Below are 15551 nucleotides of genomic sequence, written 5' to 3'. Positions count from 1 at the left end.
GCGGGAACGGCAGGCCCCGAATGTTGACTACTTCGGAGCGCGTTCCCCGTCCGTTCTATTGCAACCTGCTGGCGGCCGCGGAAAGGGTGAGATGAATGTCGTCCCGGCGATCGGTCGTCTGTGCGTCTTTCGAAATTGGCGAACGAAAGTCGCTTTTGATGAACCTCGAAAACCGCGCATTGGCCTCGATCACGTGCCTGATCGCAGCCGCCGTCAGTTGCTGATCGTGAATGGCCAGGATTTCTTCGAGCATGGATGCGGCCTCGGCGCTGACCTGCCCCACTCCGTCACGCTGTGACCTGTCAGCAGCCTGATCCAATGCAGCCTCCGCACGTCGGTACAAATCGACAGGCGCATCACCGAATCCAGCTTCTTGTAAGTAGTACGTCAGATATACGACTCTGTTCAGCTCATTGATCAGATGAACATTCCCTTGCCCTTTGCGACAGACCGCAAGAGCAAGGTGATTCGCGAGCGAGATATCGGCGACAGCTTGCTTCGTCATTGGGAGCAGCATCTCCTTGCTCAGGTGACGCCGACCAACAGAAGCGCGGCCCGTGGGCCGGCGAGTACTATGGGACATTGAGAGTGTATCGAAGAGAGAGTTGCGAAACGGCCCTACTGGCTTGCGAATAATCGACATTCACGGTTGTGCCGCGTCAATTCTATAGCGATATGGCCGGGGCCGCATTCACCTCGATGGCAACGGCACTGCGGCGCTTAGCCACATTTGAACTCCGAGACGACTTGTAGAAAAGCCTGGATCAGACGGAGACGGATTGAGGAGCTTGTTTTTCGATCGCCATCCGTTTGCATAACTGATGAACCAGGAAACACTCGACCGGAAGTTTGGCGATTCTTGAAGGAAGGAGACGCGACACGTCGAATGCCGCTCATAACGAGCGGCATCGTGCTCATTGTGCTCAGCCGCCGTGAAGCGCCTTGCTCAAGCCGGCATCGGACAGCGCACAAAGCGCTACCGCCGACCAGTCATGCTCAGCGCCGAGCCCTTGCGAGCGCACCGTCAGGAACCGGTCGTGCACGAGACTTGCGAGCGGCAGCGGAACGCCAAGTGCCTCAGCGGCTGCCAGCATCAGGCGGTTATCCTTCTGACCGAGCGGCAACGAAAAGCCAGGCGGCTGAAACTGCTGCGACGCAATCAGCGGACCGTAGATCTTGTATGGCGGCGCGTTGAAGTTTGCGCTCGTCAACAGCTCGACCAGACGCATCGGATCGATGCCGGCCTTGCCCGCTACGGCACACGCCTCGCCCAGCGTTTCGATGATCACGGACAGCATGAAATTGCCGATCAGTTTCACCAGGTTGGCCTGCGAAGGATCCTCGCCGACAATGCCCACCGACTGGCCAAGCGTTTCCAGAAGCGGCACGGCAACCTTGAGGTGCTCGTCCGCTCCGGCCGCCATGATGAACAGCTTGCGCGCCGCCGCGGCATCGGGCCGGCCGAACACCGGCGCGGACACGAAGGCAAGACCCGCCTCACGATACTTCGCCGTGTGATCCTGCGCGGTGGCCACACTGATGGTGCTCATCGAGATGTGCAGCGCACCCGGTTTCAGCGTGGTGGCGATGCCCGCCTCGCCGAACGTGACCGCGACGTGCGCGGCATCGTCGGCCACCATCGTGAACACCACGTCGGCCCCCAGCGCCGCCTGCGCGGGACTCGACGCGACGCTCGCCCCTGCTTCGCGCAACGGTTCGGCACGTGCCGGACTCCGGTTGAAAACCTGCACGTCATGCCCGGCATCGATCAGGTTCTTCGCAATCGCGGCGCCCATCGAGCCAAGTCCTACAAATCCAATTTTCACAATGACACTCCAAATGATCAGCCGCGCGAATGCGCGGCCGGTTCAGACTGCAAATTGATAGACCTGACGGCTCACGTCGAGCGTCACGTCGCCGTGTTCGCCCAATGCCGTCATCCCGTGCTCTTCGAGCTTCGCGATCAGCGTGCCGATCGACTGCCCGCCAATCTGGTAATCGCGCAAGCGGGTTCCCAACGACATGCGTTCGAAGAACACGCGGGTCGCCGTGATCGCCGCACTGATACGCTCGTCCTCGCTGCCCTCGGTGATGTTCCAGACGCGTTCGGCGTACTGCAGCAACTTCCCGCGCTTCGACTCGCGGCGCACACTCAGCATGGCCGGCAGCACGATCGCGAGCGTTTGCGCGTGGTCGAGTCCGTGCAACGCGGTGATCTCGTGGCCCAGCATGTGCGTGGCCCAGTCCTGCGGCACGCCCGCGCCGATCAGGCCATTCAGCGCAAGCGTCGCCGTCCACATCAGGTTCGCGCGCACCGCATAGTTGTGCGGCTCAGCAAGCGCTTGCGGTCCGACTTCGGTCAGCGTGATCAGCAGCCCTTCGGCAAAGCGGTCCTGGACCTTTGCATCGACCGGGTAGGTCAGGTATTGCTCGACGATATGGACGAACGCATCGACCACGCCGTTGGCGATCTGCCGCGGCGGCAACGAATACGTCGTGGTCGGATCGAGCACCGAGAAGAGCGGATAGGTCGCGTCACTCGTGAAGAACAGCTTGTCGCCCTTCGCGCGGTAGCTGATGACGCTGCCATTGTTCATTTCCGAACCGGTCGCGGGCAGCGTCAGCACGCTGCCGAACGGCACCGCATCGCGCACCGGCGCCTGCCTGGCCAGAATGTCCCAAGGCTCGCCGTCGAACTTCATCGCCGCCGCAATGAACTTCGTTCCGTCGATCACCGAGCCGCCGCCCACCGCCAGCAAAAAGTCGATGTTCTTCTCACGGGCGAGCGCGACCGCTTCCATCAGCGTTTCGTAAGTGGGATTCGGCTCGATGCCGCCGAACACGTGCCACGCGCGCTCACCGAGCGCCGCCTGCACTTGCGCGAGCACACCGTTGCTCTTGATGCTGCCGCCGCCGCACGTAATCAGCACCCGTGCGTTGGGCGGGACGTGAGCATCGAGCGCGGCAATCTGGCCTTCGCCGAAAATGATTCGTGTGGGGTTCTGAAACGTAAAGTTCTGCATTGAATCTCTCTTCCTTACATTCAAATGACCGGTCGTCTCAAACCGGAATAAACGGTTGTCCGGTTCGAAACCAGACACCGTTCGGACCAGCTACGACCGTTACCGCGGGGATTTGAAAAACAGATCGAACATTGAATGCACACAAGCCTTCAGCGGCTCGACCGAGTCGTCCAGCTTCATGCGCAGCAGGCTGCCTTCCCATGCGTTCCAGAAAAGGTCAGCCATGGCATCGGCCGAAATATCGCGCCGCACGGAGCCGTATTCCTGGCCGCGACGCAGATAATCGGCACAGCCGACACGCCATTCATTGACCGTCCTGCGCGCAGCGAGCCGGCACAGATCGCTCGACTGTGCAATCTCGCCCGCAAAGTTGCCGACCAGACAACCGCAGCGGTCGTCACAGTCTTCGTAGTCGGCTACGATGCGCTCGTAGATGCCGCGAAGCGCGAGTAGCGGATCAGCTGACGCCGCTTCGCGCGAATACTGATTCCATTCATCGGCCTGCTCCTGCGCGTAGTGCTGCAGGATCGCCGCGCCGAATGTCTCTTTGCTCTCGAAGTAGTTGTAGAACGAGCCCTTCGGCACGCCGGCACGCTCGACGATGTCTTTTACGCCGGTGCCGTGATAACCCGTTTCGGCGAACAGCGCGACACCCGCTTCGAGTAGCCTTTCGCGAAAATCTTCAGTACGTCGTGTGTGCATAGACATTGCAGCTACAGCCCTAACGGCACGCTGTCACGCCGCGCGAGCGGGCGGCACCGTGCACCGACATCCATTTCAAGCCGCGTCACGCGCGGCGCGTTGCGAGTTCGGCGCCTTGGCGCAGTGCTTCGAGCAGGCTGCGTTCGTCAGCGATGCCTTTGCCTGCGATATCGAACGCCGTGCCGTGATCGACCGAGGTACGAATCACATCGAGGCCGACCGTCACGTTGACGCCGGCTTCGAGGCCGAGCACCTTGACCGGTCCATGGCCCTGGTCGTGGTACATCGCCACCACCAGATCGAAGTCGCCGCGTCCCGCACGGAAGAACAGCGTATCGGCAGGCAGCGGCCCTTCGATGTCCCAGCCGCGTTCGCGCAAGACCTGTACGGCGGGAACGATCTTTTCCTCTTCCTCGCCGTAACCGAACAGGCCGTTTTCACCGGCATGCGGGTTGATGCCGCACACAGCGATGCGTGGATTGGCAATGCCCGCTTTGACCAGCGTCGCATGACCTCGCTCGAGCGTGCGTTGCACGAGGCCCGGTTCGATCTTGCGGATCGCATCGATAATGCCGATGTGAGTCGTCACGTGAATCACCCGCAGTTTCGGTGCGACCAGCATCATCGACACCTCCTCGATGCCCGTGAGATGCGCGAGCATTTCAGTGTGGCCGGGATACTTGTGACCGCCCGCGTGCAACGCTTCCTTGTTCAGCGGCGCCGTGCAGATTGCATCGATCTCGTCGGCCTTCGCGAGTTCGACGGCGCGCGCGATGTACTGATACGCGGCGTCGCCCGCGAGCGCCGACAGCACGCCGAACGGCAAGTCCGCAGGAATCAGCGCGAGGTCGATACAGTCGATGGTGCCCCGCTCATAGTGCGCATCCGACGGCTTCGCGATGCGGCGCACTTTCGTGCTGCCGCCGACAATCCGGTTGGCTTGCTCGAGGCGCGCCGCATCGCCGATGACAAGCGGGCGGCACTGCCGATAGACGGACTCGTGCGTCAAGCTCTTGACGACGATTTCCGGACCCACGCCCGCTGCGTCGCCCATCGTGATGCCGATGACTGGAAGATAGTTGCTCATGATGTTTTGCCTGAATGACGTTGGTTCGTTTCGCGCGCCGGCGAAGATGTCGTTGTGCCGCTCGGGCGAGTCGATCCGGACTCGCTGTAAGCGGACTCCGGTGTGCCGCGCAGATGAAGGTAGGCGCCATATAGCGCATGCTCGCTGCCAAAGGCGCCGGCTTTGGTGACGACGGTGAGGCGCGGGTTGCCGTGCGGGCGGCCCACCGCCACCCCCGGCTCGATTTCCGAAAGCAGTTGCAGGCTGTCGATACCGGCTGTGCCGAGCATGGCTCGCGCGGTTTCGCCGCCAGTCGCGATCAAGCCGCTCAGATGCGTGAAAAACGGTGCGACGAGCGAAGCGAGCGCCGCCGACAATTGGGCGCCCTCGGCGGGATCGAACAGATCGTCGCGGCCGATTCGCACCAGCAAGTCGGTGTGCGCGCTCAGATGCGCGCCGACGCGCGCTTGCCAGCCGGCCCACTCCAGATGAAGCTCGCCGGCACGCAGCACGACCGGCGGCACGATCAGTTCACCCACGCCCGCTCGCTCGCGCAGCATGGTGCACTGCTGTTCCGAGACGGCCGACAGGCTGCCCACCAGAATCAGGATCGCGCTGCTCTGCTGCTGCGACTCCAGCGGCACGTCTTGCGCGGCTTGCGTGGCAACATCGAACAGGTCGCTCAGCGAAGCCAGTTCGCGAGCCAGACCACCTGAGCCGACCCAGAACAGGGCTTCGTCCATCGACGCCGTCACCTGCGCGAGTGCCCGCAAATCCGCATCAGTGTCCGCATCGACGATGAGCGCCTGCGCGCCGCTCTTCGCGACCGCGGCAATGGCATCGCGCAACGCCGCGGGATCGCCGCGCAGCGCGTCGATACCCAGAGCCGCGGTGCGCAATCCGGCGGCCTCGACCATCGCGTTGAGGTCTGCGCAATGCGCGGCGTGTTCGAGCTTCCACGTTTCCGTGTTTTCGAGCGGCACGCCGCGCACGAATACGCGGCCCTCGCGCACGGTGCGCCCGGTGGCGGGAAAGGCCGTCGCGACGATGGCGAGGCCCGCGAGCGGCTGCAACGCGGCGACTTCCGCAGCCCAGTTACCGCGCAAGGTCGAATCGATTTTCTTGTACAGACGCCGCCCCAACCCGCGCTGCGCCAGCCACGCGGCACAAGTGCGGTGCGCGGCTTCGGCCGGCGGCATGCGGCGGGTGTCCGTGTCCACCGCGATCACCTGCGCCGCGCCCATCGCGCGCGACGCGTTCAGCGTCACCGCCGTACTGCGTCCCGCACCCGCGAACGCGATCGCGCAGTCGGCGGCGCCGGACAGGTCGTCGGCGATGATCAGAATGCTCGTGTTGCTCACCGGGTCGCCTCCAGGGCGGCAGCGCGACGGGCATCGGCATGCTTGCCAACCCGCTTTGCGACGGCCGCAGTGAGGATCGGCGACACGATCGCAGTCACGACGACGCACGAGGCGACCAGCAAGGTCGCGCTTTTCGCGGCCTCGGCATAGACCGGGTTGGCCGCTGCAATCAGCGCCGGCACAGCCGCTCCGTTGCCCGCCGTGTTGGCTGCCGCCACGCCTGCGACACCCGTGCCGCCGGTCAGTCGATCGGTCAGATACAGGGGGATGCCCGTCACGATCACCACCGCGACGCCGAGGCCCATGCCGAGCAAGCCGGCCTGCCAAACTTTGTGCAGGTCGAGGCTCGCGCCCAGCGCCAACGCGAAGAACGGAATCATCACAGGCACAGCGCGGCCGAGAAAATTGCGCATCTCACGGTCCAGATTGCCGAGCAGCATGCCGGCCGCGAGCGGCAGGATGCTGCCGACCAGCGTCTGCCACGGAAACGCCGACAGCCCGGCCACGCCGAGCGTGACCATCGTAAGGAACGGGCCTGATTCGAGCGACATGATGGTGTAAGCGCCGACGTCTTCAGACTTGCCATATTGACCCATCAACGCCATGTACAGGCCGCCGTTCGTGTCGTTCATCGCGGCGACCACCGCCAGCGTCGACATTCCCGCGAACAGCCCGGACGAAACCGGCTGCTCACCCAGAAAGTGGCCCAGCACGACACCCACCAGAATCGCCGACCCGACCTTCGCCGCGAACAGCGCCCCGCCCTTCTTGAGCAGATAAGGCGTTGCCTTCACATCGATCGACGAGCCCATGCACACATAGAACACGGCGAGGATCGGCAACGCGCCGGTGAACAGCGCATTCGTGAACGAGCCGAAAAACTTCGGCGTGTCCGGCAAGAAGGTGGCGATCAGTGCGCCGAACAGCAGCGGGACGATCATCATCCCGCCCGGGACGCGTTCGATTGCGCGCTTGATAGGAAGCTGGGCCATCATTGTCTCCTGTTTGGAAATGATCGAAGCAATCATTTTAGTTGATCTATTCGGTCATTCGAAGTGTACGTGACGAAGGGGCGATGCGCAATTCAATCATCGAGAAGTCGCAGAATTGGCAAATTTGCCGCAAACACGCCGTTTCACGCGGGACGCCAGCCAAAATTGATCGAATCGATCAAAATATGCTAAAGGCGCTTGCATACCGTGACGACCCCGCGGACGCGGCGCGCCCTGCCTGCGGCGTTGCCCCGGCAACTGGTTTGATTACACTTACGCCCGTTGGCGCCTTTCCCGCCTCTTGCGCGCACCATTCGGACGACCCACTACCCTCTGTCACCATGAAAGTTACGAACCGCCGCGAGGCAATGCTGAAGGCCGTCCTGTCCGGCATGAACGACGTAGGCGCCCTGTGCGAGCATTTCGGCATGTCCGAAGCAACCGTGCGGCGCGACCTGCGCGCGCTCGCCGACGAACGGCTGATCGTGCGCACGTATGGGGGAGCGGCCGCCTCGGTCGGGATTCACGAACCCGAAGAGTCGCTCGATCTGCGGCGCGAAAGCTTCCGCGAGCAAAAGGATGCGATCGCGCAGGCGGCGGTGAGCCACGTTCAGGACGGCGACACCATCTTTCTCGACGGCGGCACCACCACCGCTGCCATGGCCCGGCTGTTGGCCGGACGCCGCGAGATTCGGGTGGTCACCAACAACCTGCTGGCAATCGGCCTGCTCGCATCGAGCGACGTGCCAGTCACGCTGATCGGCGGCGACCTGCGGCCCTCGAGCATGAGCACGCTCGGGCCGCTCGCGCAGATTGCGTTGAACCGCCTGTCTGTCGACAAGGCCTTTCTTGGCGCGGATGGTGTAGTCGCCGGCCGCGGGCTCTGCGAGGCGACCGCCGAGCAGGCCTATCTGAAGGAATGCATCATCAGGCAGGCGGCCAACGTCTTCGTGCTGGTGACATCGCACAAACTGGATCGCGCGAGCCAGCAGCACTGGACACCACTCGAGCGCGACTGGACCCTGGTGACCGATGCGCAACCGGGCGCGCCGGAATTGACAACGTTCCTGCTGCACAGCGAAGTGACGATCGAAAGCGCGCCGCAGCAGGCGCGCCAGCCCCTGACGCCCGGACCGTGATCGTGTCTTGAGGCGTCGGCGCCGCGCGGCCCTCACAGGCCACGCAGTCGCACAGGACAGCCGCGACGCTTCACCCACGCGCAGCGCCGAACGCCTTCACGACGTTCACCCAATACGACGCACCGGTAGCCAATGCATCGTCGTTGAAGTCGTAGTGCGGGTTGTGAAGCGGAGCGCCGGGCTTGGGCCCGTCGACGCCCATCCAGACATACGCACCCGGCCTCGCCTGCGCCATGAACGCGAAGTCTTCCGAGGCCATCGACGGCTTACAGCCCAACGTCACTTTCGTCGCGCCGACCGTCGCGCGCGCCGCCTCGAGCGCGACGTCGGCTTCCGCGTGCGCATTGATCGTTGCCGGATAGCCGTAGCGGTAAGACAGCGTCGCTTTCGCGCCATGCGCCTGCGCGGTCAGTGTGCCGATTTCGTCCAGCAAGCTCCGTACGAGTTCCTGCACGCCGGCATCGAAGCAGCGTACGGTGCCGCGAATCACGGCGCGATCGGGCAACACATTCCAGGCCTCGCCGCCATGAATCTGCGTGACGCTCACCACGCATGCTTCCTTCGGCGAGACGCGCCGGCTCACGATAGTCTGCAGCGCAATCACGACATGGCTCGCGCAGACCAGCGCATCGATCCCCTCTTCCGGCATCGCGGCATGCGAGCCTTTGCCGTCCACCAGAATTTCGAAGGTATCGAACGACGCCATCATCGGACCACGGTTGATCGCGAAATGGCCGAGCGGCAAGCCGGGCCAGTTGTGTAGCCCGAATACCGCGTCACACGGGAAACGCTCGAAGAGTCCGTCTTCGACCATGACGCGGCCGCCGCCCGCCACCTCTTCGGCCGGCTGGAAAATCACGTGCACCGTGCCGTGCCAACTGGTATCGCGGCTTAGCGAAGCGGCGGCGCCCAGCAGCATCGCGGTGTGGCCGTCGTGACCGCACGCGTGCATTTTTCCGCGCTGTTGCGAACGGTGCTCGAATTCGTTGTACTCCACCATCGGCAGCGCATCCATATCCGCACGCAATCCGAGCGCAGGACCACTCCCCCTTCGCAGCGTTCCGACCACACCGGTTTTGCCGACTCCCTCGGTCACTTCAAAACCGTACTCTCGCAGTACCGATGCCACCAGCCGCGCCGTCGAGACTTCTTCGAACGCGGTCTCGGGATGCGCATGCAGCGCACGACGCCACGTCACCATGTTGTCGAGCAATTCAGCTTCAATCATTGATTACCTCATAAGCAGACTGCGGCGCGACAAGCGACGTTGCACGTCCGGCAGTCAGAAAAATTCACCACTTCTGCTGCATCAGTCAGCCGGGCAAAACGGCACGGGTGCAAGGAACACTGATTCCTGATGCACCAGGTACGGCAGGATGCGAGGCGTGAAAGCTTGCCAATGCGGATCGGCGGCGAGCTTCGCGCGCTGCGCGGCGCGATGCGCGTAGTCGTCATAGCCCCAGCAGAACACGACCGAATTCAACGTACCCGAGTCTTTAGTCCAGCAGCCCTTGAGCCGTGCGTACTGACTGATGATCTCGAGCCCCTCGCGCTCGTAAATTTGCAGAAACTCGCCCACCTTCCCTGCCGTAATCTGGTACGTACGCATTTCCACCAGCATGATTGCCTCCTGTCCCAATTCAAACGCTCACAAAAACGACGCCCTCCAGGCACACAGTTACGCGGCCCGGCAGATCTGTACTCCACCGCAAGTTGGAAGGTGTGCCGTCTGCCCACACGCAGCGCGCTCACGCATCGCAGCGTCGAGCCTCCTTAACTTTCAAAACGGTGCCCGGTCTGCACACTCACGGGCACCACCATCGCGACGCGTACCGTCAGGCCGCGTGCCCAATCAAAAATCCAACCAGCAAACCGAACAGACCTGAACCTGCACCGACCAGCCAGACCCGTAGATCGGGTGTCGGGCCGGGTTTGGCCGTGACGCTGGACGGCCTCGTCGCGCCGTGCGGCTGATGTTGCATGCCGCCGGTCAGTGGCGCGTTGTCCAGCCGTGTTTGCGGCGCCGGCGCGATGTCTTGCATAGAGTTCGCGGGCGCCGCCTCCTTTTCGATGTGCGCCTTCAGCGCGCCGAAGAAGGCGTCGAGATTCTTTCCCGCCGCGGACTGAATCAGGCGGGACCCCACGCTCATCAGCTTGCCGCCGATTTCGACATCCGCGTCGTATGCGAGCACGGTCGTCTTACCTTGCGGTTCGAGTTGCACGCGCGCGGTGACCTTCGCGAAGCCAACTGCGCCCGCATTGCCCGTGCCGACAATCGTGTAAGCCCTGGGTGGATCGAGATCCGATAGCTCCACATTGCTTTTGAAAGTCGCCGCCACCGGACCGACGCGAATCTGCACCGTCGATTCGAAATGCCGCTCGTCCAGCATCGCGAGCGATTTGCAGCCGGGCAGACACGCTTCGAGCACGGCAGGATCGTTCAGCGCACGCCACACGGTCTCGGGTCGCGCGGGGAGAATGCATTGATCAGCTAGCTTCATCGCCGCTCCTCAACGCTCGTAGAGCTTGAAGAGCGCCTGGGTGCCGTTACGCGTAAAGCCTTGCTCGGCGAGCTTCTGATAAAGACTGCGCACCAGATCCAGACCCGGCAACTCACGTCCCATGTGAGCGGCTTCCTCGTGCGCAATCCGCATGTCCTTGATGAAATGCTCGATAAAGAAGCCAGGCGCGAAATCGCCCTTCGCGATGCGCGGCCCCAGGTTGTTCAACTGGAAGCCGCCAGCCGCGCCGCCGCCGATCGCGCTCAATACGGTCTGCGGATCGAGTCCGGCGCTGTGCGCATACGCCAGGCCTTCGCACACACCCAGCATCGTCGATGCGATCACGATCTGATTGCACAACTTGGTGTGCTGGCCCGCGCCCGGTCCGCCTTGCAGCACGATGTTCGCGCCGAGGCAGCGCAGCATCGGCTCGACGCGCGCGAGCGCGTCGGCCGCGCCGCCCACCATGATGGACAGCCGTCCTTCGCGGGCGCCGACATCGCCGCCCGAAACCGGCGCGTCCAGCATGTGCACGCCGTGAGCCGCGGCGTGCGCGGCCAGCTCTTCGGCCAGTTGCGGGCTCGAAGTGGTCATGTCGATCAGCACGGCATCGCGCCGCGCGTTCACGATCAGACCGTCGTCGCCGAGGTACAGTGCACGCACGTCGTCCGGCATGCCGACGATCGTGATGATCACGTCGGATGCTTCAGCGAGCGCCTTCGGCGTGGCGTGCCATGATGCGCCCGCTTCGATCAGCGGCTCGGCCTTCGCACGCGTACGGTTATAGACGTGCAACGGATAGCCCGCTGCGGCGAGCCGCGCCGCCATCGAGACGCCCATGATGCCGAGGCCGATAAAGCCGACAGCGGGTTTGCTTGCAGATTGATTCATGATTGCTTGATCCGGTCAGAGTTTGTCGCGCAGCAGGTCGCGCAACAGCATGGGAGTCAAAGGGTGACGGTCCGCCACCACGCCGAATGGCGCTAGCGCGTCGTTCACGGCGTTGGTCAAGGCGCCGAGCGCGCCCATCACGCCGCCTTCGGCCATCCCCTTGATGCCAGCCGCCGTTGCGCGGCTAGGCGTATGCAACGGGATGATCTCGAAATTGGGTAATTCGGTCGAAGTGGCGATCAGGTAGTCGGCCAACGAGCCGGTTACGTTCTGCCCCGTTTCGTCATAGCGCGTGTGCTCGAACAACGCGCCGGACAGTCCCATTGCCACTGCGCCGTGTTGCTGCCCTGTCACCACGGTGGGATTGAGCAGCGTGCCGCAGTCTTCGGCGATCACGTAGCGCGCAAAATGGATCGCACCGGTGGCCACGTCCAGTTCGATCTCGCACCCGTGCGTCGAATTCGAGTAGGTCATCGGCGGCGGATCGTAGGTCAGGTGAAACTCGAGGCCAGGCGTGAGGCCCTGCGGCAGCGAAGTAGGATCCATGTAGGCACGCCGCGCCACGTCAGCGAGCGTCAGACCCGTGTCGACCCACGCGTCGCCGCTGCGGCACTCGACGCGCGCGTCGACAAGGCGAAGGGCGTCGCCATCGGGCAGGTCGAGAAAACCGGCGGCAATGGCGAGCACCTTGCGGCGCGCATCGAGCGCGCACAAATAAAGCGCGCCGCCGCCCGCCGTGCCGCTGCGGGCGCCGCGGCTGCCCATCCCGTATGGCGCGATATCGGTGTGGCCCAGATGAATACGCACGCTCGACGGATCCACACCCAGGCCTTCGGCCACCGCATTGGCCATTGCGCTTTCATAGCCCTGGCCGCTGGGGCCGAGACCCACCGACGCGTTCACGACACCACTCGGCTCGATGCGGATCCAGCTCGCCTCGTGTCCCGAGCCCGGAATGCCGGCCGATTTATAGAAGCGCGAACCGTACGTCGTCGGCTCGACCACGTTGCACATGCCCAGCCCGAGATAGCGGCCGGCTGCCCGCGCCGCCTGCTGGCGCGCGCGAAAAGCGTCGTAGTCGAAGGCCGCCAGCACTGCTTCAAAAGTCTGCGACGGCGTAATGTCGGCCAGCAATTCGCCGGTGGCCGTGCGGTACGGCAGTTCCTCCGGCGTCAACAGGTTGCGGCGGCGCACGTCGACCGGGTCCAGCTTCAGCTCGCGCGCAATCGCTTCCAGCGTGCCATCCATGACCCAGCTGGTGATGGACATCGGCGCGCGCATGGGTGCGTTGCCACACTTGTGACTGAGCACGACCTTCACGTCGAACGCGTAATGCTGCAGCCGGTACGGTCCACTCAACACCATCGCGACCACCCGCGCGAGGTAGTTCGCCGGAAAGAAGCAATACGCGCCGAAGTCTTCGCGGATCTCCAGATCGAGCGCGAGCAGCGTGCCGTGCTCATCCACCGAGGCGCGCGTGCGGCAGAAGTCTTCACGGGAATTGGCCGCTGCGGTCAGATTCTCGAGACGGTCTTCGCGCCAGCGCACCGGCCGCTTCAGATGACGCGCGAGTGCAGCAACGGTCAGCTCTTCGCGGTACAAGGCGATCTTCTGACCGAACGAACCGCCGACGTCAGGCGAAATCACCGTCACCTGCGACTCGCTGAGTCTGAGCCGTTGCGCGAGCTGAGTGCGCAAAGGATGCGGCACCTGGGTTCCGATGTGGAATGTCAGGTGGTCGCGCCCGGCGTCCCAGACTGCGGCGCATCCGCGCGTTTCGATGGGCACATGGGTCTGCCGCTGCTGCTGAAAGGTCGTTTCGACCACGCGGTAGGCTCGCTGGGCCACGCCCTGCGGGTCGCCGTTCGAGTAGGTCTGGTACGACACAAGGTTGCCGGGCACCCCTGGGTCGACTTGCGCGGCATCGGCTTCGAGTGCCTGCCACATATCGGTCACCACAGGTAACGGCTCGAACTCGACCATGACCTGCTCCGCCGCGTCTTCCGCGAGGTACCGGTCGGTCGCAACCACACATGCGACAAGATCGCCCTGAAAGCGCACGATGTCGGTCGGCATCGTCGCGAACTCGACCGGCAACAAGCCCTCGACCGGCGCAGCGACACGCATCGGCGTGGTCCACTGAGCCAGCTCCCGGCCGGTGACGACGGTCACGACACCAGGCATGCCGGCAGCCGCCGCGGTATCCACTGAAACGATCCGCGCATGCGCATGCGGCGAGCGCACGAAACACACGTGGAGGGCGCCCGCGATTTCGATATCGTCGAGATACCGGCCATAGCCCGTCAGCAGGCGATAGTCTTCGGTGCGCGGCACCGCCTTGTTCAGGTAGCGAAACGTCTGCTCAGACATTGGCGCTCTCCCCGCGCATCCGCGCGGCCGCGCGCAGGATCGCCCGCACGATGTTCTGGTACCCGGTGCAGCGGCACAGGTTGCCGGAAAGCGCCTCGCGCACCTCGGCCTCGGAGGGGCTCGGGTGCTCGCGCAGATAAGCCTCGAAGGTCATCACGATGCCCGGCGTGCAAAAGCCGCACTGCAAGCCATGACACTCATGCAGCGCCTGCTGCAGCGGAGAGAGGCGGCCATCCTGCGCGACAGCTTCGATCGTGGTGATCCGCACTTCGTCCATTTGAACGGCGTACGTGAGGCACGAACGCGCCGGACGGCCGTCGATCAGCACAGTGCATGCGCCACATACACCGTGCTCGCAGCCCACGTGCGTGCCGGTCAGACGGCAGTCTTCGCGAAGCACATCGGAAAGGAGCTTGCGCGGTTCGCAATGCACTTCGTGACGGGTGCCGTTCACATTGAGATAAATCGTGTTCTTTTCCATGACTCAATTGAAGGTCGTGTTGGCCGACTGCGTCGCGCGTTGCAACGCTCGCGCCGTGAGCGCCTTGACCAGATCGCGCCGGTAAGCGGCGCTGATGTCCGGCTGATCATACGGATCGATAGCGCCAGCCACCGCGTCGGCGATTGCAGCAAGAGTCGGCGCATCGGCCGGAGCGCCCACGAAACCCGCTGCGAGTTCGTCCAGCACGAGCGGGGTGTCCGCTACGCCGCCGAGGCCGATGCGCAGGCTGGAGAATCTGTTGCCGTGGAGCATGGCGGTGAGTGCGCAAGCCGCTATCGCGAAGTCGCCGTGTCGCCTGCTAAAGATTTCGAATGCGTGCCGCTCGCCCGGGCGTGCAACCGGGAAATGCACGGCTCGAATGATTTCTTCGGCGGCGAGATCGGTCGTCATTACTGCAATCAGGAACTCTGCGCACGGCACCTCACGGCTGCCTTCCGGTCCGGCAATCTCGATGCTCGCACCCAGCGTGCTGGCAATGAGCGGCATTTGCGCAGCAGGATCCGCATGCGCAAGGCTGCCCCCAAGCGTGCCGCGCTGGCGAATCGCGTAGTGTCCAATGGTCGCGGCCGCTTCCGCGAGCAGCGGGCAAGCGGCGCGCACCGTGCCGCTGGTGGCCACCTCGTGATGGCGCGTCATCGCGCCAATGGATAGCACCTCACCCGCAAGCGTCACGCCGCTGAGTTGCGGCAATGCGTTGAGGTCGATCAGATGTGCCGGCTGCGCAAAGCGCATGTTCATCATCGGCGCGAGGCTTTGCCCTCCCGCGATGACTTTCGCGTCGAAGCCGTGCTGCGCGAGCAGCGACAGCGCTTCTTCAAGCGTGTGAGGCCGGTGATACGAAAATACCGCAGGTTTCATGCGTTCTGCACCTTCAGGTTCACGCCGCTCGCCTGATCGAAAAGGTGCAGACGGCGGCGGTAGATCGACAGGGTCACGCGCTCACCGACCTTGCAAGAACGCTCCTTGCCAACACGAAAAAGCATCGACTGCCCAAAGCATTGGAA

The 15551-nt window shown here is 63.7% G+C and carries 16 protein-coding genes; 1 reads left to right on the top strand and 15 read right to left on the bottom strand.

Annotated features, from left to right (window positions below; translation table 11 throughout):
- Window positions 1–55: 55 nt before the first annotated feature.
- The 7 genes from FVF58_RS05775 to FVF58_RS05745 all read right to left on the bottom strand — a co-directional run bounded on the left by FVF58_RS05775 (window position 56) and on the right by FVF58_RS05745 (window position 7144).
- Window positions 56–505 (bottom strand): hypothetical protein, encoded by a 450-nt coding sequence (locus tag FVF58_RS05775; RefSeq protein WP_149668934.1) that lies wholly within the window; start codon window positions 503–505, stop codon window positions 56–58.
- A 418-nt stretch (window positions 506–923) separates the two neighbouring features.
- A complete protein-coding gene (locus FVF58_RS05770) occupies window positions 924–1826 on the bottom strand; it encodes an NAD(P)-dependent oxidoreductase (protein ID WP_149668933.1) in 903 nt (300 codons plus the stop codon).
- Between the two features lie 42 nt (window positions 1827–1868).
- The gene (gene yqhD / locus FVF58_RS05765; protein ID WP_149668932.1) at window positions 1869–3023 is read right to left on the bottom strand and encodes an alcohol dehydrogenase; all 1155 of its coding nucleotides are present in this window, start codon (window positions 3021–3023) and stop codon (window positions 1869–1871) included.
- A 99-nt stretch (window positions 3024–3122) separates the two neighbouring features.
- Entirely contained in the window at window positions 3123–3725 is a 603-nt protein-coding gene (locus FVF58_RS05760) for a TetR/AcrR family transcriptional regulator (RefSeq protein WP_149668931.1), read from the bottom strand.
- Window positions 3726–3810: 85 nt separating this feature from the next.
- Window positions 3811–4812, bottom strand: coding sequence for a 4-hydroxythreonine-4-phosphate dehydrogenase PdxA (pdxA, locus tag FVF58_RS05755; protein WP_149668930.1), 1002 nt, complete (start codon window positions 4810–4812; stop codon window positions 3811–3813).
- Window positions 4809–6152 (bottom strand): four-carbon acid sugar kinase family protein, encoded by a 1344-nt coding sequence (locus FVF58_RS05750; RefSeq protein WP_149668929.1) that lies wholly within the window; start codon window positions 6150–6152, stop codon window positions 4809–4811. Before FVF58_RS05750 ends, pdxA begins: the two co-directional genes overlap by 4 nt.
- Complete coding sequence (locus FVF58_RS05745; RefSeq protein ID WP_149668928.1) at window positions 6149–7144, bottom strand: 2-keto-3-deoxygluconate permease; 996 nt, start codon at window positions 7142–7144, stop codon at window positions 6149–6151. Before FVF58_RS05745 ends, FVF58_RS05750 begins: the two co-directional genes overlap by 4 nt.
- Before the next feature lie 341 nt (window positions 7145–7485).
- On the opposite strand from FVF58_RS05745, the gene FVF58_RS05740 reads away from it, so the two are divergent.
- The gene (locus FVF58_RS05740; RefSeq protein WP_149669139.1) at window positions 7486–8283 is read left to right on the top strand and encodes a DeoR/GlpR family DNA-binding transcription regulator; all 798 of its coding nucleotides are present in this window, start codon (window positions 7486–7488) and stop codon (window positions 8281–8283) included.
- A gap of 70 nt (window positions 8284–8353) precedes the next feature.
- On the opposite strand, the gene FVF58_RS05735 is transcribed toward FVF58_RS05740, so the two are convergent.
- From FVF58_RS05735 to FVF58_RS54105, 8 genes are all read right to left on the bottom strand, one after another.
- Window positions 8354–9511: a M20 aminoacylase family protein gene (locus FVF58_RS05735; protein WP_149668927.1), complete on the bottom strand. Its 1158-nt coding sequence runs from the start codon at window positions 9509–9511 to the stop codon at window positions 8354–8356.
- Window positions 9512–9592: 81 nt separating this feature from the next.
- Window positions 9593–9904 (bottom strand): NIPSNAP family protein, encoded by a 312-nt coding sequence (locus tag FVF58_RS05730; protein ID WP_149668926.1) that lies wholly within the window; start codon window positions 9902–9904, stop codon window positions 9593–9595.
- 214 nt (window positions 9905–10118) lie between these two features.
- A complete protein-coding gene (locus tag FVF58_RS05725) occupies window positions 10119–10784 on the bottom strand; it encodes an SRPBCC family protein (RefSeq protein ID WP_149668925.1) in 666 nt (221 codons plus the stop codon).
- Between the two features lie 9 nt (window positions 10785–10793).
- On the bottom strand, window positions 10794–11675 hold the full coding sequence (locus FVF58_RS05720) for an NAD(P)-dependent oxidoreductase (protein ID WP_149668924.1): 882 nt from the start codon (window positions 11673–11675) through the stop codon (window positions 10794–10796).
- A 15-nt stretch (window positions 11676–11690) separates the two neighbouring features.
- Entirely contained in the window at window positions 11691–14045 is a 2355-nt protein-coding gene (locus FVF58_RS05715; protein ID WP_149668923.1) for a xanthine dehydrogenase family protein molybdopterin-binding subunit, read from the bottom strand.
- Window positions 14038–14526: a (2Fe-2S)-binding protein gene (locus FVF58_RS05710; protein ID WP_149668922.1), complete on the bottom strand. Its 489-nt coding sequence runs from the start codon at window positions 14524–14526 to the stop codon at window positions 14038–14040. Before FVF58_RS05710 ends, FVF58_RS05715 begins: the two co-directional genes overlap by 8 nt.
- Window positions 14527–14529: 3 nt before the next feature.
- Entirely contained in the window at window positions 14530–15405 is an 876-nt protein-coding gene (locus FVF58_RS05705) for an FAD binding domain-containing protein (RefSeq protein WP_149668921.1), read from the bottom strand.
- Window positions 15402–15530 carry a hypothetical protein gene (locus tag FVF58_RS54105; protein WP_281291141.1) on the bottom strand — a complete coding sequence of 43 codons (129 nt, stop codon included), beginning with the start codon at window positions 15528–15530 and terminating at the stop codon, window positions 15402–15404. The genes FVF58_RS05705 and FVF58_RS54105 overlap by 4 nt, the downstream gene beginning before the upstream one ends.
- Window positions 15531–15551: the final 21 nt, after the last annotated feature.

This window comes from Paraburkholderia panacisoli, assembly GCF_008369935.1.
In the GTDB taxonomy this organism is placed as follows: Bacteria; Pseudomonadota; Gammaproteobacteria; order Burkholderiales; family Burkholderiaceae; genus Paraburkholderia; species Paraburkholderia panacisoli.
Note: the sequence above shows the minus strand (reverse complement) of the source record. Positions and strands in the feature narration are given on the sequence as shown.